Source organism: Burkholderia sp. b14, from assembly GCF_900156195.1.
In the GTDB taxonomy this organism is placed as follows: Bacteria; Pseudomonadota; Gammaproteobacteria; order Burkholderiales; family Burkholderiaceae; genus Mycetohabitans.
The window spans coordinates 2561539-2585383 of record NZ_FTPJ01000003.1 but is presented as its reverse complement, the minus strand read 5'-3'; the positions used below and the strand labels follow the sequence as shown (position 1 = coordinate 2585383).

Below are 23845 nucleotides of genomic sequence, written 5' to 3'. Positions count from 1 at the left end.
CCGGACCATATTTGCGCTTGCGGTTGTTCAACTCGGGTTCTTGAGGTCAGTCGCGTGCCGGTCCATCAACCCGGCACCGGAGCCATCCATTGACGCATCGACTTCGGCGATGACGAACGACACCGCATAATCGCGTTCGTCGCTGACGGATACGCGTGCGCTGAGTCCGCGCTCGGCCATCCACCGGGCCAGCTCACCGGTCGCGACGATCACCGGCTTGCCGCTTTTCTCGTTGAGCGTCTGTACCGCGCGCCACGTCATCGGCCAATGCATGCCGAGCCCGATCGCTTTAGAGAGCGCCTCCTTCGCGCTAAAGCGCGTGGCCAAGAACGCCACGCCGCGCCCTTCCGAGCGTGCCGCGCGCACGCGATAGACCGCGAGTTCCTGCGGACCGAGGATTTTTTCGGCAAAGCGGCCGCCGGTACGCTCCATCACGGCGGCGATGCGGCTAACTTGCACGATGTCCGTGCCGATCCCATAGACGGCGCGGTGCACCATCGGCGCGGCCCCGGCGCTCATGCACGCGCGCCGACGCGCGACGCGACGATGATTGCCTTCATCTCCCGCACGGCATTGTCCCATCCCGCAAAAATGGCATGCGCGACGATGGCATGGCCGATGTTCAGCTCGGCAATACCATCGAGCGCGGCAATGCGCTGTACGTTGGTATAGTGCAGGCCGTGACCGGCATTGACTTTCAGGCCCAGCGACCGTCCCAGGTCGACACCCGCGGCAATCCGCTCGAATTCCTGTGACTGCCGGGCGTCGTCATCCGCGTCGGCGTAGCGTCCGGTATGTAGCTCAATCACCGGCGCGCCGCTTTCGTGAGCCGCCCGGATCTGCTCCGGCTCGGCGTCGATGAACAGCGATACGCGCGCGCCCGCATCGGCCAGTTGCCGACTCGCCGCCTTGACCGCGTCGAAGTGCGTGACCACGTCCAATCCGCCTTCGGTGGTCAGCTCGGCGCGCTTTTCCGGTACCAGGCAAACGTCGTGTGGGCGCACGTCACAGGCGATGTCGAGCATTTCCTGCGTCAACGCGCACTCCAGGTTCATTCGGGTCTTAAGCAACGGCCGCAACGCGCGCACGTCGGCGTCGACGATATGGCGGCGGTCCTCACGCAGATGCAGCGTGATCGCGTCGGCGCCGGCAGCCTCAGCTTGCAGCGCCGCGCGCAGTGGGTCAGGATACGCCGTACCACGCACGTTGCGTAACGTGGCAACATGGTCGATGTTGACCCCCAGCTCGATGACAGGCGTTGGCGACGAGAAGATGTTCATAGGTTTTGCAAGTCGATCAAGATCTGGCGCGTCGCAAGCGGCGCGCCACCAAGATAAGTATTCAGCAAAAAACGCATCAGGGTCTTGCTCTGCGCGACGGTCTGCGCACGCGAATAGTCGTCGCGCTCCATGTCGAGCAGCGTTTGCCCGGCAATGACCGGCCCGTGCAACGCACCCGCCTGAGCCCCGTCAAGCATTTCGACGTCGCATACGCCCCGCTCGGGGTCGAACACATACGAGCGTCCGGCCACAACATTCTGCCTCGTTACGGTCCGATCAAGCGACATGGCATAGCCGGTCTCACGCAGTAAGACGCGCTCAAACGAGCGCAATACCTGCACTGCCGGTTCGTCATGCGCGAGCCGCGTCAACGTCAACAAGTAATGGTCGAACAACGCGGTATGCGGATCCTCCCGTGCACAGAACCTGACGAGCAATTCATTGACGTAAAAGCCACACAGCAGTGCATCGCCAGCGAGCGGACGCATTCCGCCGACCCATTCAGCCTTAGTCAGCGTCCGCATTTCGGACTTACCGGTCCATGACAGCGCGAGCGGCTGAAACGTCTGCAGCACGCCGCGCAGCGCCGAATGCGGCCGCTTTGCCCCCTTCGCGACGAGCGCGAGACGGCCGTGCGTGCGCGTGAACACGTCGATGATCAGGCTCGTCTCACGATACGGGTAGGCGTGCAACACGAAGCCCGGCTGCTCATCGATACGGGGGCTCGAGCGCGGCGCGGCGGCGCGGCGGCGGGTCGATGCAGCGTAATCTGGCGCGGACTGCGCTACATTGCCCGACGCATCCGACGCGCCCGGCGGCACGCCGTCGGGCACCCTTTCCGGTGCTGCGCCGGCGTCGGGTTGCCTGGCATGATCTGGATGACCCAGCCAGACGTCATTCGTACCCATAGGCGCGCAATCCCGCCTCGTTGTCCGCCCAGCCGCTCTTGACCTTCACGAACGTCTCCAAATAAACCGGACCATCGAAGAGCTTTTCCATGTCGATGCGCGCCTCGGTGCTAATCTGCTTCAGCTTCGCGCCCTTCTGCCCAATGATCATCGCCTTGTGGTTGTCACGATCGACGAGAATCGTTGCGAAGACCCGCCGCAGGCGGCCTTCCTGCTCGAACTTGTCGATCAGTACCGTACTCGTGTAGGGCAACTCGTCTCCAGTCCAGCGGAATACTTTCTCCCGCAGGATCTCGGCCGCCAAGAATCGCTCGCTGCGGTCGGTCAGCTCGTCCTCGCCATAGATCGGCTCACCGAGCGGCAACGACGGCCGCAAGATCTTCAACAACCGCGTGATGTCGTCCGGCTGCTTCGCGCTCATCGGTACGACGTCACGGAACGCGCGCAGCGCCGCTGTGCTTTTCAAAAATGGCAGCAATGCGCTCTTGTCCGAAAGCTTGTCGACCTTATTGGCGATCAGCACCGTCGGCACCGACGGCGGGATCAACTCCAGCACCCGTTGATCGTCCGGCCCGTAACGGCCTGCCTCAACCACGAACAGCACGACGTCCACCGAGGTCAACGTCGAGGTGACCGCGCGGTTCAGCGAACGGTTCAGCGCCGAGCCGTGCCGGGTTTGGAAGCCGGGCGTGTCGACAAAGATGAATTGTGCATCGCCCAACGTCCGGATACCGGTGATCCGGTGCCGCGTGGTTTGCGCCTTGCGTGACGTGATGCTAACCTTTTGCCCAACGAAAGCGTTCATCAGCGTCGACTTGCCGACATTGGGGCGCCCAACGATCGCGATCATGCCGCAACGGAAACCGGTTTGTTCAAGAGTCGAATTCATGGCAAGCGGACCTGCAGGAAATACCGCTGACGTGGGCGCGTAGCGCCCGACCTCGGCTGTCGGGTTCAAAGAGTAAAGCGCGGCAGGTCATGCTGCGACAGGCCGCCTTGGCACGGTCGCGGTCACGCGCCGGCATCGGCCTTGCGCGGCGTCGAATGAGGCGCCGTATCGCGGGGCTCATCGAGCGCCTTTCCGGACCCGGCCGGCACATCAGCAACCACGGTGGCGGTGGCAATCGCTGCCGCCGCCTTGGCCAATGGCGCATCGGACGCTGCAGCCCCCTTGTCGGCCTGACGTGGCGCCCGCTCGACCGAATGATCAGCATGCGCGGCACGCATCATCGCGACGGCGCTCGGCACACCATTTGACGACGGCGCGCTGCTCACGCGCTCATGGTGATTGCCTCCCCGCTCCATCGGCTGCATCGCCCGCTCGGCGGGATGCGCGGCGCGCTCGGCGCGGCCCAGCTGCTCGGCCTTGCGGTCCAACTTGAGGCGTAAATCGAGCGCGCCCTGCACTCCGGTGCCATGCGACGGTGCGCCCTCAGATTCGCGCTTGGCGGCGCGTGCCGCGCTCTTCGATCGCTTCGGCTTGCCGAGCAACTGCGGCGCCACCGCCATCACTTCTTCAAGCGCCTTTTTTGCGGCAGCCTGCTCGGCCGCGCGCCGACTGGCACCGGTGCCAAACACCTTGACCTCGAGCTTCGGCACCGTGCACTCGACCTCGAACTGCTGATTGTGGGCGGCGCCCGTGGTCGCAATCACCGCGTAGCTCGGCAATGCGATCTTGTGGCCCTGCAAATACTCCTGCAACAGCGTCTTGGCATCCTTGCCCAGCGTGCGCGGATCGATATGATCCAAAATGGGGACATAGAGTCGTTTGATCACCGTTTGCGCCGCGTCGAATCCCCCATCCAGGAAGATCGCACCGAGCACTGCCTCAAACGTGTCAGCCAAGATCGACGGCCGTCGGAAGCCGCCGCTGCGCAATTCCCCCTCGCCGAGCCGCAACGCCTCTGCAATATTCAGCGCCTGGGCAATTTCGTATAGCGACTGTTGCTTGACCAAGTTTGCCCGCACGCGGGATAGGTCGCCTTCATCGAGTTTGCCAAAACGTTGGAACAAAAGGGCCGCCACCACGCAGTTGAGGACCGAATCGCCAAGGAATTCGAGCCGCTCGTTATGCGTGGCACTGTGGCTGCGGTGAGTCATCGCCTGCCGCAACAATTCCGCATTGCGAAATTCGTAGTGCAGCCGGCTTTCCAGCGGTGACAAAGACATGGATAGAAGTATAACGCGTGCCGCAGCCTGAGCCGAGCAACGCTCAGGCGTCATTCGAACGAGCCGATCCGCTTCAGGTTCGAGAAATTCAGCCAGATGAAGAACGCACGGCCGACCAGGTTGCGGTCAGACACAAAGCCCCAGTAGCGGCTGTCGGCACTATTGTCCCGGTTGTCGCCCATCACGAAATAGTGGCCCGGCGGCACCTTGCAAATCACACCGCGGTCGTTGTAGTGGCAATTGTCGCGATAGGGATAATCGTCTGCGCCAATCACGAACGGCGGCACGGCCGGATCATTGAGCAACGCATGGCGCTTGCCCCCGAGCGTCTCGCTGTACTGCTTGACGTATTTGGCTGGCTGCCCCATCGACAGCCGGTCCTCATCCAGATAATCCGACAGCGGCGTTTTAAGCACCACCTCGCCATTGATCATCAGGCGCTTGTCCTGGTACGCGACCACGTCGCCCGGCACGCCGACAACGCGCTTGATGTAATCGACCGACTCGTCCTTCGGATAGCGAAATACAATGACGTCGCCGCGCTGTGGGTCTCGATTCGAGATGATCTTCTTATCGATGATCGGCAAGCGGATCCCGTAATCGTACTTGTTGACCAGGATGAAGTCGCCGACAAGCAGCGTGGGCACCATCGAGCCGGACGGAATCTTGAACGGCTCGACGATGAATGAACGCAGCACGAAGACTAGCAGGATCACCGGAAAGAAGCTCGCCGAATACTCGAGCCACCACGGCTGGCGCAGCCGTTCTTCGCGCAGCCTTGCCCGTGTGCGGGCGGCATTTTCGTCGCGAAAGCGCTCATCCATGCGCTGTTGCTGCTGATCGAACGCGTGCGCGGCGGCATCCGCGGCCCGCCGGCGCTGAGGAAGAAAAACCAGCTTGTCCGCTACCCATGCAATGCCGGTCAACACGACCAGGATAAAGAGGATCAGCGCAAAATTCATGGAGATTCCGTTTTTCGGTTATTTGTCTTCGACTTTGAGAATAGCGAGAAATGCCTCTTGAGGAATCTCGACGCTGCCGACCTGCTTCATCCGCTTCTTGCCTTCTTTTTGCTTTTCGAGCAGTTTCTTCTTGCGCGTGATGTCGCCACCATAGCATTTAGCCAGCACGTTCTTGCGCAGCGCCTTAATGTTCTCGCGCGCAATGATGTGCGCGCCGACGGCCGCCTGGATCGCAACATCGTACATCTGCCGGGGGATGATTTCGCGCATCTTCGCGGCTACCTCGCGACCGCGATACTGCGACTGCGATCGATGCACAATCACCGACAGTGCATCGACTTTGTCGCCGTTGATCAGCATATCGACCTTGACCACATCCGATGCCCGATATTCCTTGAACTCATAGTCCATCGACGCGTAGCCGCGCGATACGGACTTGAGCCGATCGAAGAAGTCCAGCACGATCTCAGCCATCGGTATCTCATAGGTAAGTTGCACCTGGCGACCGTGGTAGGTCATGTTGACCTGATTGCCGCGCTTGCTCGTGCATAGCGTGATCACCGCGCCGACATAGTCCTGTGGCATATACAGGTTCACCGTCACGATCGGCTCACGGATCTCGGCGATCTTGGATGGCTCAGGCATCTTCGCCGGGTTCTCGACCATCACCATCGAGCCGTCCTGCATCAGCACCTGGTACACGACGGTCGGCGCCGTCGTGATCAAATCCATGTTGAATTCGCGCTCGAGCCGCTCCTGCACGATTTCCATGTGCAGCAAGCCTAGGAAGCCACAGCGAAAGCCGAAGCCCAGCGCCTGCGAGACCTCGGGTTCGTATTGCAGCGACGCATCGTTGAGCTTGAGTTTCTCAAGCGACTCGAGCAACGCATCGTACTGGTTGGCCTCGACCGGATACAGCCCGGCGAACACCTGCGGCTTGACTTCCTTGAAGCCCGGCAACGGTTCAGCCGCCGGCTTTGCCAAATGGGTGATCGTGTCGCCAACCTTCGCGGCCGTCAATTCCTTGATGCCCGCGATCACGAACCCGACTTCGCCCGCGCACAAGACGTCACGGTTTTGCGACTTCGGTGTGAACACGCCCACGTGCTCGACCGGATGCTGCGCACCGGTCGCCATCATCCTGATCTTGTCTTTCGGGCGCAACGCGCCATTGATGATGCGCACCAGCATCACGACGCCGACGTAATTGTCGAACCACGAGTCGATGACCAGCGCCTGCAGCGGCGCCTGCGCGTCGCCGCGAGGCGGCGGCACCTTGGCGATCAGCGCCTCGAGCACGTCCTGCACGCCCAGACCCGTCTTCGCGCTGCACTGCACTGCGTCCGTGGCGTCAATGCCGATCACATCTTCGATTTCGGCCATCGCGTTGTCCGGGTTCGCCGCGGGCAAATCGATCTTGTTGAGCACCGGCACGACCTCGACACCCAACTCGATCGCGGTATAGCAGTTTGCGACGGTCTGCGCTTCGACCCCCTGGCTCGCATCGACGACCAGCAGTGCACCCTCGCAGGCGGATAACGAACGGCTCACCTCATAGGAAAAGTCGACGTGGCCCGGTGTGTCGATCAGGTTCAAGTTATAAACACGACCATCCCGCGCCCGGTACGTCAACGCGGCGGTCTGCGCCTTGATCGTGATGCCGCGCTCGCGCTCCAAATCCATCGAGTCGAGCACTTGCGCTTCCATTTCGCGGTCCGACAGGCCACCGCACAGCTGGATAATGCGGTCAGCAAGCGTCGATTTACCGTGATCGATGTGCGCGATGATCGAAAAATTACGAATATGATCCATTCAATGTCGATCAAGCGAAAAAGGCGCGCTCGGACAAAAGCGGAGCACGCCTTGCGATAAAGTCAAGAATCCGCGCATTTTAGCGGAAAACGCATCCGATCAGGCTGGACCCGCGGGCCATCGCCCCGCATCGAAGCTCGCCAGCGCCCGCGCGACGCGCACAGGGTCGAGCCGGTGACGGCACAACTCGACGCCGTCTAACAGCAGCACGGGTACTGCCTCGTCATACTGCGCTTGTAGCACCGGATCCGCGTCGATGTCGACCACCTCGACGGCGATGCCGCTCGTGCTGGGCCACATCGCATCGAGCTGCGCCCGCATGTCGTCGCACAGATGACACCATGCGCGGCCGTACAGCGTCAGGCGGGGCAGGCGGTGCAAGCCGTGCGCCATCATCGAGCGTCAGCCCGCATTACTTCTGCGCCGGCGTGGGCCGCGGCCTGACCGGGACGAACTGCGTGTTATCACCGCGGCGCACCAGCAACGCCGCGGCCTTTTGCGGATCGAGTTGCTGCACGAGCGACTCGAATTGTTTCGTATTCGAGACGTCAGTATCGCCGATTCGCAAGATGATGTCGCCCCGCTGCAACCCTGCGCGGGCCGCTGGACCGTGCACGCCCTCGACCTGCACGCCGCCTTTCAGATTCATCGATTTAAGCTGCTCCGGCGACAGGTCGCTAACCGCCAGCCCAAGCTGGTTCGATGCACGCTCGCGCGGCGGCGCGCGGCGGCTAGTTTGCGCCTTCGCCGTCTTGTCCGGCTGCATCTCGGCCACGACGACCGACAAATCCTTCGTTTGGCCCTTGCGCCAGATCGTCAGCGTCGCCTGGGTACCGGGCTTGGTTTCGCCCACCATCCGCGGCAGGTCTGTCGCCGTGTCCACATTGCGTCCATTGAACTTCAGGATGATGTCCCCCGGCTGCACGCCGGCCTTGTCGGCCGGGCCGTCCGCCTCGACGCTGGACACCAGCGCGCCTTGCGCCTTAGGCAGACCCAGCGAGTCCGACACGTCCTTGGTCACTTCGCCGATCGCCACCGCGATCCGGCCCCGCACAACCCGCCCGTTGACCTTGAGTTGGTCTGCGACGCGCATTGCCTCGTCGATCGGGATGGCAAACGAGATCCCCATAAAACCGCCGGTACGGCTATAGATTTGCGAGTTAATGCCAATGACCTCGCCCTGCATGTTGATTAACGGCCCGCCCGAATTGCCGGGATTGACTGCGACGTCGGTTTGGATGAACGGCAAATAGTCGCCGGTATCACGCCCCTTCGCGCTGACGATGCCGGCCGTGACCGTGTTGTCCAGCCCGAAGGGGGAGCCGATCGCCACGACCCATTCCCCGACCCGGACCTTGTTCGAATCGCCGATCGTCACCGTCGGCAAGCTCGCCGCATTGATTTTCACGAGCGCCACGTCGGTGCGCTCGTCCACGCCGATCAACTTTGCCTTGAATTCGCGTTTGTCGGTCAGCGTCACATAAATCGTGTCCGCGTCATCCACCACATGCGCATTAGTCATCACATAGCCGTCGGCCGACAGGATAAAGCCAGAGCCCACGCCGCTGCTCTGCTCCGAGTCCGACGGATCTGAATCGCCGCCCCCGCCCCCTCCGCGCGGCGGGTTCGGCTTGCCTGGCTGCTGTGGCAACGGAATACCGAAGAAGCGCCGGAAGAACTCGGACATGTCGCCGTCATCCAGCCCGGGGGGCAAGCCCGTCGCGCCCTGTTGCTGCGCATGCGTCGCCGTGCGGATATTGACGACCGCTGGGCCGACCTTGTCGACCAGGTCCGTGAAATCGGGCAGGCTGGCGGCGGCTGGCGCCGCGGCTGCGCACGGGGACACCAACGGGATACAGATGGCCATGGCGGCCGCGAGCAGGAATCTGCGCACCGGATGGATACTCATATTGTCGATAAAAAGAAAGAGACCGCGCGAACTATCGAGGAGCCTTATATTCTATGGCAGAAGTGAACTGTTGCAGCGTCGTCATCGGTACTTCGCCCAACGCGGTGATCCAATAATCACCATGACGCTTGACCAGGATGTGCGTGGCTCCGCTCGCACCCGAGCCTTCCTTGCGGGAATTGCGCTCGAATGGCTCAACGAAAATCGAGATCGCACAAAGCCCATCAGAAAACACCGCCTGATCCACGGCAATGGGCGACGACGACGGATCGCGCGCAGCCATCGGCCGGCGCAGTTCCCGTACCTTGCGAAACCCGGGAATCTGATTCGGCAGTTGCCAGCCCGCTGCTTCCATGTTGACCGGCTCCACCGGGGGACGCACGCAACCGGATGCGTTGCGCACGGCCTGGGCAATCGCGTTGCGGTCCGCCGTCACGCCGAGCCGGACCTGTGAAAAGGCAACCTGCTCGAGCACCTGCCCGTCGCTGTCCAGCGTCTGCTCGCGCAACAGCAGGCCGGTCTTCTGGTCGGCCCATAACTTGTACGTGTAGCGCAGCGCGTCCTTCGGACGCAATTCGATCACGGTCGCGTCAAGTCCGGCGACACGGTCGGCCCCCAGCAGCTGCGGATCGTAGACACTCAATACGCGGTCGCTGCTCGCAGACAATAGCGCGGGGAACGAATCCTTGCTCTGCCGATGCTCGAACACGCACAGCTTGCGCTCGGGCACGAACGTGTAGACCTCGTCGTTGTGCCGCAGCATCCGGCGCGGCTTGCCGTCCAAGCTTTCCAGCCTTTCATATTCGCCGTCACCATGATCCGCGAAATGCACGATGCTGGATGACTGCACCGCCGAACCGCGCTGGTAGACGAAAATCCCTTCGTAGCTCTGCTGCTGTGCTGCCTGGTGGATCCGATTCAGCCAAGTGGCCGCCTGGCGCCGTGGGACGAGCGAGTCGTCGGTGCGCGACTGAACGTGGACGGCCGCGCAGACCAGCGAAATGAATACGGCTGCGACGAACATCGTTCCCCGCAGCCGCCCCCGTGCGTCGATTGTTTTTGACCGCTGAAGCTGCATCAGTTTATTGGCCCTCGGAAACCGCGGCGGCACGGATCAAAGGTGTGGCGGATTGGACCATCGGCTGCTGCGCGAACTGCTGGTGCGCGGCCAGATATTGATCTAGATTCGCATCGCGAACAATGCTCGCATCCTGGATGCCCTGCGGCACGCTGCCATCCACCGGCGTGGACGCCAATGCGACGCGCTGCATTGCATCCGAACCCGGCTCGCTGACCAAAGCAACTTGTGCCGTTGTGCCTGCACTGCCAAGGCCCTGCAGTTGCGGCACGACCACCCAACTCAGCGTCGCGGCGGCAGCGGCCACCGCGAACACTGGCAACACGCGGCGCCGTAACGCCAGCGTGTGCCGCATGTTGGTCCGCCATGCCGACGGCGCCAACACGTGCGGCTCATTGGCCAGTCGCGCAGAAAACCGGGCAACGAACGCTGCGCTCTTCGCGGCATCCTCGGCTAACTCGTCGGAGCGTAGTGCATCACCAATCAGATGATAGTTGATCCACAGGGCCCGCCCGTCGGCATCCAGCGTCGACAGGAACTCGGCCAGCCTATGTGACACGCGCGCGCGCGCCGCGCGCCCCCCGCTTTCCAGCGACTCACCATCCAGCGCGGCGGAAATACGCTCGGCAACCGAAATGTGGCTCGCCGACTCGTTCATTTGCAATGGAACGGACCCCATGATGCTCCCCATCTGACTGACAACCCCGTAGACTCCCCCGCTCGACCCTTACCGCTACCACCGCTTTCCTTCGGGAGTATCCAGCAACGGGCGCAACTTTGTCGCAATAGCTTCGCGAGCCCGAAAAATCCGCGACCGAACGGTGCCGATTGGGCAACCCATCATCTCGGCGATTTCCTCGTAACTCAGTCCTTCGATCTCGCGCAGCGTGATCGCCGTGCGCAACTCCTCGGGCAACAGCGCCATCGCGGCGTTGACTGTCTGTGCGATCTGCTTGCTCATCAACACTGATTCAGGCGTGTTGATATCTCTTAGTTGGTCGGCATCGGAGAAAGTTTCAGCCTCCTCCGCGTCCGCTTCCGTGGATGTCGGCGCACGCCGACCCTGCGTCGCAAGGTAATTCTTTGCGGTGTTAACGGCGATCCGGTACAACCACGTATAGAACGCGGACTCGCCGCGAAATTGCGGCAACGCGCGATATGCCTTAATGAACGCGTCCTGCGCGACGTCCTCAACTTCTGCGGGATCGCGCACGAGGCGCGAAATCAGCCTGATGATCTTGCGGTGGTATTTGGCGACCAGGAGTTCGAACGCGGCTTTGTCGCCTTTCTGGACGCGCTCGACCAGCGCCTGGTCGATTTCTTTTTCGCTCACCTGAAAAATCCGTTGTCTATATAGATTGCGACGCGAAAGGACGCCTATTGTAGCGCCCCCGCGGGCAGGCAAGCGTTACAACGGTTACAAGGGGCCGCGCGGGCGCACTGCGGGGCAACGACTCATCCCGGCCGCCGGCGCTGACGTGCCAGCGCGATCGCCAACTCGCGGAAATGGGACGGCTCGATTGCATCCGCCGCGATCAGCACCGAACCCGGTCCTGCACTGTGCCACGTCGCCCGCTCGTCGTCAGGCGCCAGGCGCAGCACCAGCAGGCCAGCAGCAGGACGCGCATGCCCAAGGATCCGGTGATATCGCACCGGCGCGCCCTGACGGTGCCACGTGACCGCACCGTCCGGCCCGACTTTGATCGCAACGGGCCGCTTGCGTTCCTGCCACTGCGAAAAAACGGCCAATACGAGCGCCACCGCGAGCGCTGCCGCTGCGGCGGCGATGAGACCGATGCGCGGCACCAGCGCCAGCATCACCGCCAGCGCGCACGCGCACGCGGCGGCCACGCCCAACGCCGCGAGCATCCGCGAGTGCCGCAAAACCATCGCGTCGTCGCACGCCGTCGATGCGATACCGGAGTGCGGCGGCGGCGCGGACCGGGACTCTGCGAAGATGGTGCGATCCGTCATCAGACGCGCTTGAACACCAGCGTACCGTTCGTGCCGCCGAAGCCGAACGAGTTCTTCAGCGCGACGTCGATCTTCATTTCCCGCGCGGTATTCGCGCAGTAATCCAGGTCGCACGCCGGATCCTGATTGAAAATGTTGATCGTCGGCGGCGATACTTGGTGATGGAGCGCCAACACGGTGAACACCGACTCCAGACCGCCTGCGCCGCCAAGCAGGTGGCCAGTCATCGACTTCGTCGAGTTCACGACCATGTGCTTCACGTGGTCGCCGAACGTGCGCTTGATGCCGATAGTCTCCGCCAGGTCGCCCAACGGCGTCGACGTGCCATGGGCATTCAGGTAGTGGACTTCATCCAAGTTCACGCGCGCGTTCTTCAACGCCGCCAGCATGCAACGGCGCGCGCCATCACCGTCCTCGAGTGGCGCCGTGATGTGGTGCGCGTCAGCGCTCATGCCATAGCCGGCGACCTCGGCATAGATCTTCGCGCCGCGCGCCTTCGCGTGCTCGTATTCTTCGAGCACCATGACGCCAGCACCTTCGCCCAGCACGAAGCCGTCACGATCTTTGTCCCACGGACGGCTGGCAGTGGCCGGATCATCGTTACGCTGCGACAGCGCGCGCGCGGCGGCAAAGCCGCCGATGCCCAGCGGCGACACGGTCGCTTCTGCGCCGCCGGCCAGCATCATGTCGGCATCCCCATATTCGATCAACCGTGCCGCCTCGCCAATGCAGTGCAAGCCGGTCGTGCATGCAGTCACGATCGCCAGGTTCGGCCCCTTGAGACCGTAGCGCATCGACAGGTGACCGGAAATCATGTTAATGATCGAGGCCGGAACGAAGAAAGGAGAAATCCGCCGTGGCCCGCGGTTGAGCATCTCGGTTTGCGTGACTTCGATCATCGGCAAGCCGCCAATGCCCGAGCCGACAACCACACCGATACGCTCCAAGTCCTCGCTTGCCGTGTCGATGCCCGCGTCCGTCATGGCCTGCACGCCGGCCGCAAAGCCGTAGTGGATAAACGTATCCATGTGGCGGGCCTCTTTGGCCGCCATGTAGTCCTCGACCTTGAAGCCCTTAACTTCACCGGCAAAACGCGTCGAAAAATTCGATGCGTCAAACTTCGTGATGTTCGCGATCCCCGATTTGCCAGCAACCAGGTTCGCCCAACCGTCGACAACGTTATTGCCAACGGGCGAAATCAGCCCAAGGCCGGTAACTACCACACGACGACGGCTCACGATATTCCCTTTTTCATACATAATAGAAAATCAAAAGCCACAGCGGCCGCACGGGAATCCGTGAGCCCTGTGGCCGCGACCTGCGACAAAAAACCCAGACGCTCAGGCCTTGACGTTAGCCCGAGCGTAGTCGATTGCCTGCTGAACCGTCGTGATCTTCTCGGCTTCCTCATCCGGAATCTCCATGCCGAACTCGTCTTCCAGCGCCATCACGAGCTCGACAGTGTCCAGCGAATCAGCACCCAAATCGTTGACGAACGAAGCCTCGTTCTTGATTTCCGCGTCAGCCACGCCGAGCTGTTCTGCGACGATCTTCTTGACGCGCTGTTCGATGTTGTCCATGCATCCCTCCAGGGAAAATGAGTTCAAAAATGCAAGTGCGCGCATTTTATCAGGTTTGTCCCGCAAAAAATGACGCGCGACCAGTTTCGCCGCAACCCTTGCGAGCACCGCAGCAAGTGCAGCCAGCACCCGTCAGGACATGTACATGCCGCCATTGACGTGCAACGTCGTGCCCGTAATGTATCCCGCCTGCGCCGAAGCGAGGAATGCAACCGCGTGGGCGACGTCTTCCGGCGCACCCAGCCGGCCTAATGGAATCTGCGCGTCGAGCGCCGCGCGCTGCGCCTCGGGCAACACGCGGGTCATATCCGTGTCGATGAAACCCGGCGCCACGCAGTTGACGGTGATGTTACGGCTGCCAATCTCGCGCGCCAGCGCCCGCGTCATGCCGGCCACCCCCGCCTTGGCCGCTGCGTAATTGACCTGCCCCGGATTACCGGTTGAGCCGACGACGGACGTAATGCTGATGATGCGCCCGCCGCGCGCCTTCATCATCGGCCGCAGTACGGCGCGCGACAGGCGAAATACAGCCTTTAGGTTGGTGTCAATCACCGCGTCCCACTCATCGTCCTTCATCCGCATTGCAAGCTGGTCCTGCGTGATGCCGGCGTTGTTCACTAGGATATTCAATGCCCCGAACTCCTTGACCACCGAATTGACCAGCGCATCGGCCGCGAGGCCGTCGTTGACGTCCAGTACCGCGCCGCGACCGACAATGCCCTCGGCGCGCAACGTGTCACTGATCGCCGCCGCTCCATTGTCGGACGTGGCGGTGCCAATTACCGTCGCACCGGCACGCCCGAGCACGAGCGCAATCGCACGGCCGATGCCGCGCGATGCGCCGGTGACCAGCGCAATCTGTTTGTCGAGCGATTTTTCCATCCCGTCTTGGCTCCGAATCGAATGATGAATCCCGGTGACAGCCCGGCATTCAACCTTGCAACAGTTTCAATGTATCGTCGAGCGACGCCGAATCGACGATTGCGCCGCCCACCAGGTTGGCATCAATGCGCCGCGTCAACCCGGCCAACACCTTGCCAGGGCCGCACTCAATCACATGCGTGATCTGCTGCGCGGCGATCGCGCGCACGCATTCGACCCAGCGTACCGGCCCGGCGGCCTGGCGTACCAGCGCATCCTTAATGCCGGCTGGATCCGACACCATCGCCACATCGATATTGTTGACCACCGGAATCTGCGGCGCACGCACGTCGACATCGGCCAGATACTCGCGCAGGCGCTCAGATGCCGGTTTGAGTAGCGACGAATGAAACGGCGCTGACACGGGCAGCAACACCGCACGCTTTGCGCCCTTGGCCTTGGCGATCTCGCACGCCTTGTCCACGGCAGCCTTGTGGCCAGCGATCACGACCTGCGCCGGCGCATTGAAGTTGACCGCCTCGACGATGCCGGCCGCCCCCGCTTCCGAGCATGCGGCGCGCACCGCGTCATCATCCAGCCCCAGGACCGCCGCCATCCCCCCGGCCCCGACCGGCACCGCCTGTTGCATCGCCTGCGCGCGAAAGCGCACCAGCGGCAACGCGTCACGAAATGTGATCGCGCCCGCGGCGACCAGTGCCGTGTATTCGCCGAGGCTGTGGCCGGCAACGACCGCCGGTGCCGCGCCGCCGGCTTGTTGCCACACGCGGTAAATCGCGTAGGCGGCGGTGAGCATCACAGGCTGCGTATGGGTGGTCAGGTTCAGTTCGTCGACCGGCCCCTGTGCGATCAGGCGGCCGATATCCTGGCTCAGCGCATCGGACGCTTCTTCGAGCGTCGCCTTTACAACAGGATGATCACCAAATGCATTGAGCATGCCGATCGATTGCGAGCCTTGCCCGGGGAAAACGAACGCGAACTTCATATCGTCCTCGAATAGAAAAAAGCAGCGAAACGGCATGCGCTCGGACAGCGCACCAAGCACCTGCGCATGCTGTACACGCGTCTACATACGGATGACTGCCGCACCCCAGGTAAATCCACCGCCAACGCCTTCGATCAGTACCCGATCACCGGGCTTGATGCGTCCGTCCCGCACTGCCACGTCCAGCGCGAGCGGAATCGATGCGGCCGACGTGTTGCCATGCTCGCCGACCGTCACAATCATGCGCTCCGATGGCAATCCGAGCTTGCGACACGTGCCTTGCATGATTCGGATATTGGCCTGATGTGGAATCAGCCAATCGACCTGGTCCGCAGACATATCGGCCTTAGCCAGCGCTTCGAGCGCCACCTTCTCGAGCACGTTTACCGCGAGTTTGAATACCGCGGGCCCGTCCATATGCAGAAACGCACTACCTTGGATAACACCGCCGTTGATGTTGCCTGGCGTGCATAAGATGCGCGCGTGGCTGCCGTCCGCGTGCAGTGCACTCGCCAGCAGCCCTGGCTGGTCCGAGGCGCCGAGCACGACGGCACCAGCGCCGTCGCCGAACAGCACGCAGGTGGTTCGGTCCTTGAAATCGAGCAGCCGTGAAAACGTTTCGGCGCCGATCACCAGCGCGTTGCGATGCGCGCCGCTGCGGATCAACCCGTCGGCCACCGCCAGCGCATAAGCGAACCCGGAGCACACTGCTTGCACGTCGAATGCCGCGCCACCGTTGCGGATGCCGAGCTTGTCCTGCAGCAGGCAGGCCGTACTCGGGAACACGAAGTCCGGAGTCGACGTGGCAACAATGATCAGCTCGATCGCCTGCAAATCGATGCCCGCCGCTGCGATCGCGCGCTGTGCGGCCACCAATGCAAGGTCGCTAGTGGCTTGCTCGGGCGACGCGAAATAACGGGCACGGATGCCCGTGCGCGTCACGATCCACTCATCGCTCGTCTCGACCCCCTGCTGCGCGAGCCGCTCGGCCAGCGCCTGGTTGGTGACGCGCGTCGGTGGTAAGTAGCTGCCGGTACCGAGCACGCGCGAGTAAATAGTGGAATGAACCATCATGCCTTCGGGGATAGCGCAGCCAACGGCTCAGGCGCGGATGATCCCGCGGGGCCGCCGGTGGTCGTATTGGAAAGTGCTTGTGCGCCGGACACGTCAGGTTCGCCAAAACCAGCGCCGGCCGCGCGAGCGAGCGGGTCGGCATTTTCCTCCAGCGCCCGCGTCAGACGCTCGAGAACGCCATTCTTGACGGCATCATACCCGCGTTTGATAGCCCATTCAAACGCGTACGCATCTGCCGAACCGTGACTCTTGATCACCAGATTGCGCAGGCCGAGCAGCGCGGCGCCGTTGTATTGACGCGAATCGACCCGCTTTTTGAAACGCGACAGCACCGGTAGCGCGAGCAGCGCCATGAGCTTCGTGGCCCACGAACGACTAAACTCTTCGCGAATCATGTCGGCAAGCATCCGCGCGAGTCCTTCGGACGTCTTCAACGCGACGTTGCCGACAAAGCCATCGCAAACGATCACGTCGACCGTGCCCTTGTAAATGTCGTTGCCCTCGACATTGCCGCGGAAATTGAGCGTGCTCGCGCGCAGCAGTTCGCCGGCGCGCTTGATGATATCGTTGCCCTTGATCACCTCTTCACCGATGTTCAGCAACCCGATCGACGGGCGGTCCTTACCCTCGATCGCAGACACCAGCGCGTGCCCCATCTCGGCGAATTGCAGCAAGTGCTGCGGCTCGCAGTCGACATTCGCGCCCAGGTCGAGCATTGTCGTGTAGCCATGCTGGTTCGGCAGGGCGAACGCGATCGCCGGCCGTTCGATGCCGGCCAGCGTCTTGAGCACGTAGCGCGACACCGCCATCAACGCGCCGGTGTTGCCGGCCGAGATGCAGGCTTGCGCATGACCCTCCTTCACCAGGTTCAACGCGACGCGCATCGACGAGTCCCTCTTCTTGCGCAATGCGACCTCGACGGAATCGTCCATCGCGACGACCTCGCTCGCATCGACGATCGACAGCGTCGGCATGTCGAGTGCCTTGCATCGCTTGAGCTGCGCGCGGATCGCGTCGTTCAAGCCCACCAGTACGAGTTGCGCATCTGGATGCGCACGCGCGAAACTGACCGCAGCGGGAACCGTCACGGTTGGACCGTGGTCGCCTCCCATGCAGTCGATTGTGATCTTTATAGTCATGGGATGCGGCGAATTTCAGGCACAAAAAAGCGGCAGATCAATGCCGCTTTCTTGACGAACCGATGGCAATTCAATCGCGAACGAAAGGTGAGGCAGGCGACCATTGCCGCCAGGCACTTAGTCGTTTTTGGTCTTGACGACCTTCTTACCGCGGTAGTAACCGTTCGGGCTAATATGGTGACGCAAATGGACTTCGCCGGTGCTCGGCTCGACGGCCAGCGGTGCGGCGCCCAGGAAATCGTGCGAGCGGTGCATGCCGCGCTTCGACGGCGACTTCTTGTTTTGCTGAACTGCCATGGTAACTCCAGAAAAATTTCGTCAATTTTAACACAGGTCCCCACCCCGCCTGCCACCCGCCAAACAGCGGATGACAGGCCGGCGCGACCGGCCTGGCCTCTGGGCCGCGCCCGCCCACTCAATGCGTCGGTCCGGACTTCGGCCCGCCACCCTTGAGCGCCTTGAGCGCGGCAAATGGATGCTCGCATTGCGTTTCGTCACCAGCCGGCGATTCGCCGGCCTCAGCATCGGGATCGCGCGCATGCTCGCCCGCCGCGCCGGTCACCAGGCTCTCGTGTATCTGGTTGCAGATCTTATGCTTCGGTACCAGCGGCAACGACAACAACAATTCTTCCTCGATCAACTCGACAAAATCGAACTGACGCGAACCTACGATCACATCAAATGACGTGTCGTCGAGCGCACGCTCATCCGCCTCATCGTCGCTCTCGACGATCCGGTATTCGGCATCGATGTCCAGTGGCACGCGAAACGGTTCCATGCAACGCTGGCACTGCAGCCAGATTGCGCCATGCACGGCCACCCGCAGGCACGGCTCATCGAGCACGGTGCCATCGGGCTGCAGTTCGCGCACCGATCCACCCTGCGCGTGCCAGCGCAACGCCGAATCATAATCGCCGAGCGTCACCGCGTCGGCGGGCACTTCGGCTGCCAGCCGGGCCAACTCGCCAACGTCGAACTGTCCCATCGCTTGCCGACCTGTTCGCGCAAACTCGAACAGGTCCAGCGCATGCAGGTTGAGCGCCGCCTCACGGCCGGTCGACGCGTCTTGCTTGTCCGTTGACTCCGCCACCTGGACCTCCTCCCGCGTCATCCCTCATCCCGCTAACAGGCGCAGCCGGTATCGCCGGCCGCCGCGCCGCGACAGACATTTATGGACCGCACCGATGAAAAGCCCGGTATCATACCGCTTTTGTCTTTACGCGTCAAACACTTAAGCCGGCACCTGGCGCGCGCTCGTGCAACGCGCCGCGCGCCAGGTGCCGGCCGTGGTTAAATCGCGCATTCCGGACCGCTTCCGCCCATGCAGCCCCTATCCGCTCCAATCGCCGCGCGCCGGCTGATTCTTGCTTCCAGCTCCCCGTACCGGCGCGCACTGCTCCAGCGGTTGCGCGTGACTTTCGACGTCGACGTGCCAGACATCGATGAAACGCCATTGCCGCATGAAGCGCCGGCCGGCACCGCCCTGCGACTGGCCGAGGCCAAGGCCCGCGCCGTGGCCGCGCGCAGCGGCGATGCGCTGGTGATCGGCTCGGATCAGGTCGCCACGCTCGCCGGCCGGCAAATCGGCAAACCCGGGGACCACGCGCGCGCACTCGAGCAGCTACGCACGATGCGCGGGCGCGACGTCGAGTTTCACACCGCGCTGTGCCTCTATGACCCGCGCAACGACACCGCACGCTGCACCGACGTCGTCACACGGGTACGCTTTCGCAATTTGCCCGATACGGAACTAGACGCTTACTTGCAGATGGAACGACCCTACGACGTCGCCGGCAGCGCCAAGTCGGAAGGGCTGGGGATCACCTTGCTGGAGGCGGTCGACAGCGACGACCCCACGGCCTTGATCGGCCTGCCGCTGATCGCGCTGACCGACATGCTGCGCCAGGCCGGTGTGACGCTGCTGGGCACCGCCGACGCCGCCTCCGAAGCACCGGAGCAGGCGCGATGACTGGCGTGCTGTACCTGGTGCCCAATGCGTTGGGCGACACCGCAGCGCTGGCAGGTGTGCTGCCCGAACCCGTGCGCGCGCTCGCGGCACGACTGACCTATTATGTCGGCGAAAACGCGAAAAGCACGCGGGCATTCCTGAAAAAAACGGGTGGCACTATTCCGATCCAGGACATCGAGATTCGCGAATTGAACGTCAATACGCCGGCGAACGCAATCGATGCGCTGCTCGCACCGATCATCGCAGGCTGCGACGGCGGGCTGCTGTCCGAAGCCGGGTGTCCGGCTGTAGCCGATCCAGGTGCGCTGCTGGTGCGCCGGGCGCACGAGCGCGGCATCCGGGTCGTGCCACTGGTCGGACCCAGTTCGATCCTGCTGGCGCTGATGGGCTCCGGCTTGAACGGCCAGAGCTTTGCCTTTCACGGCTACCTGCCGGTGGATGCCGCGCAACGCACGAAGAAGCTGCGCGAGCTAGAGCAGCAGTCGCGCCGGGCCCGGCAGACACAGATTTTTATCGAAACCCCTTATCGCAACCGTGTGATGCTCGATGTGCTGGCAAGCGCGTGCGCGCCGGACACACTCGTGTGTGTGGCCGTCGACCTGACGCTACCGGATGAGCAAATCGTCACCCGGCCAGTGTCAGTGTGGCGTAAAGAGCCGATCGAACTGCATAAACGACCGGCCATTTTTCTGATGTTGGCGAACTGACAGCGACTTGGCGCGCGGGGACAACCGAACCCCGCATGCCCCTCCCAAGTCAACGCGTAGCAAGACTGTGCCCGGTCCACGGCCCAACGTCCAAGTTGACAGCCAGACTCAACGTAGGTTTGGCGCGGCGCCGAGCGCCAGCACACGAAGTGCCGCGCCGCCAACCGCCGCGCCGAACTTGCGGGCCACGCGATCGGTGATGCTCTCCTTGACCGTATAGTCGACAATATCCGGTGCCTTGATGACCTCGCGAGCGACATAGTCGATACTGCCGAACCCATCGGCCAACCCGAGTTCGACGCTCTTATCGCCGGTCCAGAATAGCCCAGAAAACACGTCCGGCGTTTCCTTCAGCCGCTTACCCCGACCTTGTCGCACCGCAGTAATAAACTGCGCATGGATATCATCGAGCATGCGCTGCGCATGCTGCTTCATTTTGTCGCTCTCGGGCGAGAACGGATCGTAGAACCCCTTGTTCTCACCGGACGTGTGCATCCGGCGCTCGATACCGAGCTTGTTCATCAGCCCGGTGACGCCGAACCCGTCCATCCGCACGCCGATCGAGCCGACGATACTGGCCTTGTCCACGTAAATCTTGTCGGCCGCCGCCGCCACATAGTAGCCACCCGATGCGCACATGTCCTCGACCACCACATATAGCGGCTTGGACGGATACTTGTTGCGCAAACGGCGGATCTCGGCGTTGATGATGCCGGCCTGCACCGGGCTGCCGCCTGGGCTGTTGATCCGCAGAATCACCCCGGCGGTATGCGAGTCGTCGAAGGCATTTTGCAACGCGGTATCGATGTTCTCCGCGCTCGCATTCGAGTTCGCCGCAATCTCACCGTCCAGTGAAACCAGTGCCGTATGACGTGCGGCCGAAACCGAACGTTCACCCGACAGGCTGAACACGCTCCAAGTGAGCGCGCTCAACACGGCGAGGAACGCGCCGCGAAAAAAAATCCGCCAGCGGCGCGCCGCCCGCTGCTCGCGGATGGCCGCCAGCGCGACGCGCTCAAGCGCATCGCGCTGCCAATCGTCGGGCGTACGGCCGACGGCGTCGGCCCGTCCCTGCTGGGCGGGCGTAGAGGTTCGCGGGTTGTCGTCAGTCGAATAGTCGGTCATGCGCAATCAAGTCCTGCTTCAAGGGAAAGAGGTCGGATTTCATCGTCGGGCAACCAGAAGACGGCTGGCCCATCGGCCATGTCGCGCTCCTGAACCTGAAGCGGGCGCAGCCGACCACCACGACAGGGGCCGCCGACACAGTGCCCAGTGCCGGGCGCATAGGTTGCGCCGTGCGTGGCGCATATCAAGTATAAGCGCGATCTTTCAAAGAACTCGCCCTCGGCCCAGTCCAGCTCCATCGGCACATGCGCGCACCGGTTTAGATAGCCGTGGACCACGCCGTTATAACGGACAAAGAAAACGGTTGCCAGCACACCACCTGCCAGCGCGGCGCATCGGATGCCGCGGCCGCGTTCGGCGAGTTCGTGCGAAGCGCAAATACGAACAGGTTGCATGAAGTTAGCGCAATTTCTGGGAAAACCCCGGCTTGACGCGACGACGGGCATCCACTCGTGCCTCGGTCATCACCTATTCGCGCGCGCCGGTCATCCGTGCTCGCGCAGCCAATCGGCCAACGACGTGACATCGGCGGCGCAAAAGCGCGGCTCCAGCTTGACCAGTTGTTCGGCTGGATGGGCGCCATAGGATACCGCCACGGCGGCGGCCCCGGCGTTGGCCGCCATCTGCAGGTCGTGCGTCGTGTCGCCAATCATCAAGGTACGCGTAGCACCTTGCCCCAATTCCCGTGTCAATTCATGCAGCATTGCCGGATGGGGCTTTGAAAACGTCTCGTCCGCGCAGCGGGTCGCATCGAACATCGTCATCAACCGGACCGAGTCCAGCGCGCGGTTCAGCCCGACTCGCGATTTGCCGGTCGCCACCGCGAGCAGATAGCCCGCACCGCGCAATTCGTCCAACATCTCGCGCACGCCGGCGAACAACTCGATATGCGGGTCACCGCTCAGATAATGGAACCGGTAGCGCTGCGCAAGACGCGGATAGTCGATCGGATCGAGCATGGGCGCAGCGATCTGCAACGCGTCGCGCAACCCCAGCCCAATGACATAGCTCGCCGACAACGCGTCAGGCACTGGCAAGCCGAGGTCGCGACACGCCCGCTGGATGCTACGCGTGATGTGCGCGGTTGAGTCCATCAGCGTGCCGTCCCAGTCGAACACGATCAAGTCAAACTGTTTGCGTGTCATCCGCGCTCAACGTATCCGTCAATTGTTGCAAAAAATTACCGCATTCGGCTGGCAGCGGCGCCTCGAACGCTAGCGGCATGCCGCTAGTCGGGTGCTTAATGCTCAGCCGCCACGCATGCAGGAACATCCGGCGCAATCCGGGCCGGGCGCCGGGACGAGCAAGATCCTTGTTCAGCGGAAAATCCCCATACTTGTCGTCACCGACGATCGGCAAGCCCAGATGTGCGAGATGGACCCGAATCTGATGGGTCCGGCCGGTCTTCAGTTCCGCCTCCAACAATAAATAGTCGCCCAGACGCCGGCGCAGGTTAAAGATCGTATGCGAGGCCAGTCCGTCGGGCTGCACGCGAACCCGCCGCTCGCCGTCGGCGGTTAAGTACTTGTGCAGCGGCGCCTTCACTGCGCGACGCACGCCCCAGTGTGCGGGCCACGCGCCCCGCGCGCACACTAGGTAGCGCTTATCCAGCCGGCCCTCGCGGATCTGCTCGTGCAGACTGACGAGCGCAGCGCGCTTCTTGGCCAGCAACAGTACACCGGACGTTTCCCGGTCGAGCCGGTGAACCAATTCCAGCATGCGGGCAGCAGGACGCGCGGCACGCATTTGCTCGATCACGCCAAAACTCACCCCACTGCCGCCGTGCACCGCGATGCCGGCCGGCTTGTCCAGCGCAATCAGGCAGTCGTCCTCATACAACACCGGGAACGCCGCAGCCGGCGCGCTCACCGGGGAGCCAGCCGGCTGTGCCACCCGTATCGGCGGCACGCGCACGGTATCGCCATGCTCGAGCCGGTACGAAGCGTCAACCCGGCCTTTGTTGACCCGCACTTCACCGCTTCGCAAAATCCGATAAATATGGCTTTTTGGCACCCCTTTGCATACGCGCAGAAGGAAATTGTCGATGCGCTGGCCGGCCGACGCGTCGTCTACGTTCAGCCACGAAACACGGTCGGCAGCTGCACCATTTTGCGATATTTTGCTTAACTCATTCATTCTGCATATAATTTGTCAGACAGCCCGTGCGCCGGTGGCGACCCGCCCGGCAAGCGACGGGCTGTTCCGGTGCAAGCGCCCTGTGCGTTATTCTACCTTGCACCCCAGGTCGGCTGCTCGCCTGGAAGGCGAGAGCAGCAAGTTGCACGCATGTCGTTG

General features: G+C 62.6%; 27 protein-coding genes. 2 read left to right on the top strand and 25 right to left on the bottom strand.

Translation table 11 applies throughout. The features are described from left to right. Nucleotides 1-27: 27 nt before the first annotated feature. From acpS to B0B13_RS16315, 21 genes are all read right to left on the bottom strand, one after another. Complete coding sequence (gene acpS, locus B0B13_RS16415; RefSeq protein ID WP_237573814.1) at nucleotides 28-519, bottom strand: holo-ACP synthase; 492 nt, start codon at nucleotides 517-519, stop codon at nucleotides 28-30. Beyond that, nucleotides 516-1280: a pyridoxine 5'-phosphate synthase gene (gene pdxJ, locus B0B13_RS16410; protein ID WP_076797110.1), complete on the bottom strand. Its 765-nt coding sequence runs from the start codon at nucleotides 1278-1280 to the stop codon at nucleotides 516-518. The genes acpS and pdxJ overlap by 4 nt, the downstream gene beginning before the upstream one ends. Beyond that, on the bottom strand, nucleotides 1277-2188 hold the full coding sequence (recO, locus tag B0B13_RS16405) for a DNA repair protein RecO (protein ID WP_076797109.1): 912 nt from the start codon (nucleotides 2186-2188) through the stop codon (nucleotides 1277-1279). The genes pdxJ and recO overlap by 4 nt, the downstream gene beginning before the upstream one ends. Continuing rightward, entirely contained in the window at nucleotides 2175-3038 is an 864-nt protein-coding gene (era, locus tag B0B13_RS16400) for a GTPase Era (protein ID WP_139337486.1), read from the bottom strand. Before era ends, recO begins: the two co-directional genes overlap by 14 nt. 161 nt (nucleotides 3039-3199) lie before the next feature. After that, complete coding sequence (gene rnc, locus B0B13_RS16395) at nucleotides 3200-4357, bottom strand: ribonuclease III (RefSeq protein WP_237573813.1); 1158 nt, start codon at nucleotides 4355-4357, stop codon at nucleotides 3200-3202. Between the two features lie 50 nt (nucleotides 4358-4407). Beyond that, on the bottom strand, nucleotides 4408-5319 hold the full coding sequence (gene lepB / locus B0B13_RS16390) for a signal peptidase I (RefSeq protein ID WP_076785225.1): 912 nt from the start codon (nucleotides 5317-5319) through the stop codon (nucleotides 4408-4410). A gap of 18 nt (nucleotides 5320-5337) precedes the next feature. Beyond that, nucleotides 5338-7131, bottom strand: coding sequence for a translation elongation factor 4 (gene lepA, locus B0B13_RS16385; protein WP_076797106.1), 1794 nt, complete (start codon nucleotides 7129-7131; stop codon nucleotides 5338-5340). Nucleotides 7132-7230: 99 nt separating this feature from the next. After that, the gene (locus B0B13_RS16380) at nucleotides 7231-7527 is read right to left on the bottom strand and encodes a glutaredoxin family protein (RefSeq protein WP_076785227.1); all 297 of its coding nucleotides are present in this window, start codon (nucleotides 7525-7527) and stop codon (nucleotides 7231-7233) included. 16 nt (nucleotides 7528-7543) lie between these two features. After that, complete coding sequence (locus tag B0B13_RS16375) at nucleotides 7544-9040, bottom strand: DegQ family serine endoprotease (RefSeq protein WP_076797105.1); 1497 nt, start codon at nucleotides 9038-9040, stop codon at nucleotides 7544-7546. Between the two features lie 31 nt (nucleotides 9041-9071). Beyond that, entirely contained in the window at nucleotides 9072-10118 is a 1047-nt protein-coding gene (locus tag B0B13_RS16370) for a MucB/RseB C-terminal domain-containing protein (protein WP_076797104.1), read from the bottom strand. Nucleotides 10119-10122: 4 nt separating this feature from the next. Beyond that, nucleotides 10123-10797: a sigma-E factor negative regulatory protein gene (locus tag B0B13_RS16365; protein ID WP_076797103.1), complete on the bottom strand. Its 675-nt coding sequence runs from the start codon at nucleotides 10795-10797 to the stop codon at nucleotides 10123-10125. A 54-nt stretch (nucleotides 10798-10851) separates the two neighbouring features. Then, entirely contained in the window at nucleotides 10852-11451 is a 600-nt protein-coding gene (gene rpoE / locus B0B13_RS16360) for an RNA polymerase sigma factor RpoE (protein ID WP_076797102.1), read from the bottom strand. 122 nt (nucleotides 11452-11573) lie between these two features. Further along, nucleotides 11574-12092, bottom strand: a complete 519-nt coding sequence (locus B0B13_RS16355; RefSeq protein WP_076797101.1) for a protein YgfX — start codon at nucleotides 12090-12092, stop codon at nucleotides 11574-11576. Next, a complete protein-coding gene (gene fabF, locus B0B13_RS16350) occupies nucleotides 12092-13330 on the bottom strand; it encodes a beta-ketoacyl-ACP synthase II (protein ID WP_076787297.1) in 1239 nt (412 codons plus the stop codon). Before fabF ends, B0B13_RS16355 begins: the two co-directional genes overlap by 1 nt. Before the next feature lie 102 nt (nucleotides 13331-13432). Continuing rightward, nucleotides 13433-13672: an acyl carrier protein gene (gene acpP / locus B0B13_RS16345; RefSeq protein WP_041754094.1), complete on the bottom strand. Its 240-nt coding sequence runs from the start codon at nucleotides 13670-13672 to the stop codon at nucleotides 13433-13435. 132 nt (nucleotides 13673-13804) lie between these two features. Then, the gene (gene fabG, locus B0B13_RS16340) at nucleotides 13805-14554 is read right to left on the bottom strand and encodes a 3-oxoacyl-ACP reductase FabG (protein ID WP_076785231.1); all 750 of its coding nucleotides are present in this window, start codon (nucleotides 14552-14554) and stop codon (nucleotides 13805-13807) included. 49 nt (nucleotides 14555-14603) lie between these two features. Beyond that, on the bottom strand, nucleotides 14604-15536 hold the full coding sequence (gene fabD, locus B0B13_RS16335) for an ACP S-malonyltransferase (protein WP_076787299.1): 933 nt from the start codon (nucleotides 15534-15536) through the stop codon (nucleotides 14604-14606). 81 nt (nucleotides 15537-15617) lie between these two features. Beyond that, nucleotides 15618-16607, bottom strand: coding sequence for a beta-ketoacyl-ACP synthase III (locus B0B13_RS16330; RefSeq protein WP_076797399.1), 990 nt, complete (start codon nucleotides 16605-16607; stop codon nucleotides 15618-15620). Beyond that, nucleotides 16607-17749 (bottom strand): phosphate acyltransferase PlsX, encoded by a 1143-nt coding sequence (gene plsX, locus B0B13_RS16325; RefSeq protein ID WP_076797100.1) that lies wholly within the window; start codon nucleotides 17747-17749, stop codon nucleotides 16607-16609. Before plsX ends, B0B13_RS16330 begins: the two co-directional genes overlap by 1 nt. Nucleotides 17750-17866: 117 nt before the next feature. After that, complete coding sequence (gene rpmF / locus B0B13_RS16320) at nucleotides 17867-18046, bottom strand: 50S ribosomal protein L32 (protein ID WP_076785234.1); 180 nt, start codon at nucleotides 18044-18046, stop codon at nucleotides 17867-17869. Nucleotides 18047-18164: 118 nt separating this feature from the next. Continuing rightward, entirely contained in the window at nucleotides 18165-18839 is a 675-nt protein-coding gene (locus tag B0B13_RS16315) for a YceD family protein (protein ID WP_235090147.1), read from the bottom strand. Nucleotides 18840-19070: 231 nt separating this feature from the next. Between B0B13_RS16315 and B0B13_RS16310 the strand changes: the two genes are divergently transcribed. Together B0B13_RS16310 and B0B13_RS16305 are read left to right on the top strand one after the other, a co-directional pair. Then, the gene (locus B0B13_RS16310) at nucleotides 19071-19718 is read left to right on the top strand and encodes a Maf family nucleotide pyrophosphatase (RefSeq protein WP_076797098.1); all 648 of its coding nucleotides are present in this window, start codon (nucleotides 19071-19073) and stop codon (nucleotides 19716-19718) included. Next, nucleotides 19715-20425: an SAM-dependent methyltransferase gene (locus B0B13_RS16305; protein WP_076797097.1), complete on the top strand. Its 711-nt coding sequence runs from the start codon at nucleotides 19715-19717 to the stop codon at nucleotides 20423-20425. Before B0B13_RS16310 ends, B0B13_RS16305 begins: the two co-directional genes overlap by 4 nt. A 108-nt stretch (nucleotides 20426-20533) precedes the next feature. Here the strand turns inward: B0B13_RS16305 and B0B13_RS16300 are convergent, their stop codons facing one another. The 4 genes from B0B13_RS16300 to B0B13_RS16285 form a co-directional block, all read right to left on the bottom strand. Then, nucleotides 20534-21550, bottom strand: coding sequence for a S49 family peptidase (locus B0B13_RS16300; protein ID WP_076797096.1), 1017 nt, complete (start codon nucleotides 21548-21550; stop codon nucleotides 20534-20536). After that, nucleotides 21547-21945: a Rieske (2Fe-2S) protein gene (locus tag B0B13_RS16295; RefSeq protein WP_076797095.1), complete on the bottom strand. Its 399-nt coding sequence runs from the start codon at nucleotides 21943-21945 to the stop codon at nucleotides 21547-21549. Before B0B13_RS16295 ends, B0B13_RS16300 begins: the two co-directional genes overlap by 4 nt. A 90-nt stretch (nucleotides 21946-22035) precedes the next feature. Beyond that, entirely contained in the window at nucleotides 22036-22695 is a 660-nt protein-coding gene (locus B0B13_RS16290; RefSeq protein ID WP_076797094.1) for an HAD-IA family hydrolase, read from the bottom strand. Then, nucleotides 22676-23686, bottom strand: a complete 1011-nt coding sequence (locus B0B13_RS16285) for an RluA family pseudouridine synthase (protein ID WP_076797093.1) — start codon at nucleotides 23684-23686, stop codon at nucleotides 22676-22678. The genes B0B13_RS16290 and B0B13_RS16285 overlap by 20 nt, the downstream gene beginning before the upstream one ends. Nucleotides 23687-23845 lie beyond the last annotated feature (159 nt).

What these genes read in the sequence shown, in the direction of transcription:
- acpS (WP_237573814.1), bottom strand. Translation starts at nt 519, where the DNA reads ATGAGCGCCGGGGCCGCGCCGATGGTGCACCGCGCCGTCTATGGGATC.
- B0B13_RS16330 (WP_076797399.1), bottom strand. Translation starts at nt 16,607, where the DNA reads ATGGTTCATTCCACTATTTACTCGCGCGTGCTCGGTACCGGCAGCTAC.
- B0B13_RS16365 (WP_076797103.1), bottom strand. Translation starts at nt 10,797, where the DNA reads ATGGGGTCCGTTCCATTGCAAATGAACGAGTCGGCGAGCCACATTTCG.
- B0B13_RS16310 (WP_076797098.1), top strand. Translation starts at nt 19,071, where the DNA reads ATGCAGCCCCTATCCGCTCCAATCGCCGCGCGCCGGCTGATTCTTGCT.
- acpP (WP_041754094.1), bottom strand. Translation starts at nt 13,672, where the DNA reads ATGGACAACATCGAACAGCGCGTCAAGAAGATCGTCGCAGAACAGCTC.
- B0B13_RS16355 (WP_076797101.1), bottom strand. Translation starts at nt 12,092, where the DNA reads ATGACGGATCGCACCATCTTCGCAGAGTCCCGGTCCGCGCCGCCGCCG.
- B0B13_RS16305 (WP_076797097.1), top strand. Translation starts at nt 19,715, where the DNA reads ATGACTGGCGTGCTGTACCTGGTGCCCAATGCGTTGGGCGACACCGCA.
- era (WP_139337486.1), bottom strand. Translation starts at nt 3,038, where the DNA reads ATGATCGCGATCGTTGGGCGCCCCAATGTCGGCAAGTCGACGCTGATG.
- rpmF (WP_076785234.1), bottom strand. Translation starts at nt 18,046, where the DNA reads ATGGCAGTTCAGCAAAACAAGAAGTCGCCGTCGAAGCGCGGCATGCAC.
- B0B13_RS16380 (WP_076785227.1), bottom strand. Translation starts at nt 7,527, where the DNA reads ATGATGGCGCACGGCTTGCACCGCCTGCCCCGCCTGACGCTGTACGGC.
- B0B13_RS16295 (WP_076797095.1), bottom strand. Translation starts at nt 21,945, where the DNA reads ATGCAACCTGTTCGTATTTGCGCTTCGCACGAACTCGCCGAACGCGGC.
- plsX (WP_076797100.1), bottom strand. Translation starts at nt 17,749, where the DNA reads ATGACTATAAAGATCACAATCGACTGCATGGGAGGCGACCACGGTCCA.
- B0B13_RS16300 (WP_076797096.1), bottom strand. Translation starts at nt 21,550, where the DNA reads ATGACCGACTATTCGACTGACGACAACCCGCGAACCTCTACGCCCGCC.
- lepA (WP_076797106.1), bottom strand. Translation starts at nt 7,131, where the DNA reads ATGGATCATATTCGTAATTTTTCGATCATCGCGCACATCGATCACGGT.
- B0B13_RS16285 (WP_076797093.1), bottom strand. Translation starts at nt 23,686, where the DNA reads ATGAATGAGTTAAGCAAAATATCGCAAAATGGTGCAGCTGCCGACCGT.
- recO (WP_076797109.1), bottom strand. Translation starts at nt 2,188, where the DNA reads ATGGGTACGAATGACGTCTGGCTGGGTCATCCAGATCATGCCAGGCAA.
- pdxJ (WP_076797110.1), bottom strand. Translation starts at nt 1,280, where the DNA reads ATGAACATCTTCTCGTCGCCAACGCCTGTCATCGAGCTGGGGGTCAAC.
- lepB (WP_076785225.1), bottom strand. Translation starts at nt 5,319, where the DNA reads ATGAATTTTGCGCTGATCCTCTTTATCCTGGTCGTGTTGACCGGCATT.
- B0B13_RS16370 (WP_076797104.1), bottom strand. Translation starts at nt 10,118, where the DNA reads ATGCAGCTTCAGCGGTCAAAAACAATCGACGCACGGGGGCGGCTGCGG.
- B0B13_RS16290 (WP_076797094.1), bottom strand. Translation starts at nt 22,695, where the DNA reads ATGACACGCAAACAGTTTGACTTGATCGTGTTCGACTGGGACGGCACG.
- B0B13_RS16375 (WP_076797105.1), bottom strand. Translation starts at nt 9,040, where the DNA reads ATGAGTATCCATCCGGTGCGCAGATTCCTGCTCGCGGCCGCCATGGCC.
- fabD (WP_076787299.1), bottom strand. Translation starts at nt 15,536, where the DNA reads ATGAAGTTCGCGTTCGTTTTCCCCGGGCAAGGCTCGCAATCGATCGGC.
- rnc (WP_237573813.1), bottom strand. Translation starts at nt 4,357, where the DNA reads ATGTCTTTGTCACCGCTGGAAAGCCGGCTGCACTACGAATTTCGCAAT.
- fabG (WP_076785231.1), bottom strand. Translation starts at nt 14,554, where the DNA reads ATGGAAAAATCGCTCGACAAACAGATTGCGCTGGTCACCGGCGCATCG.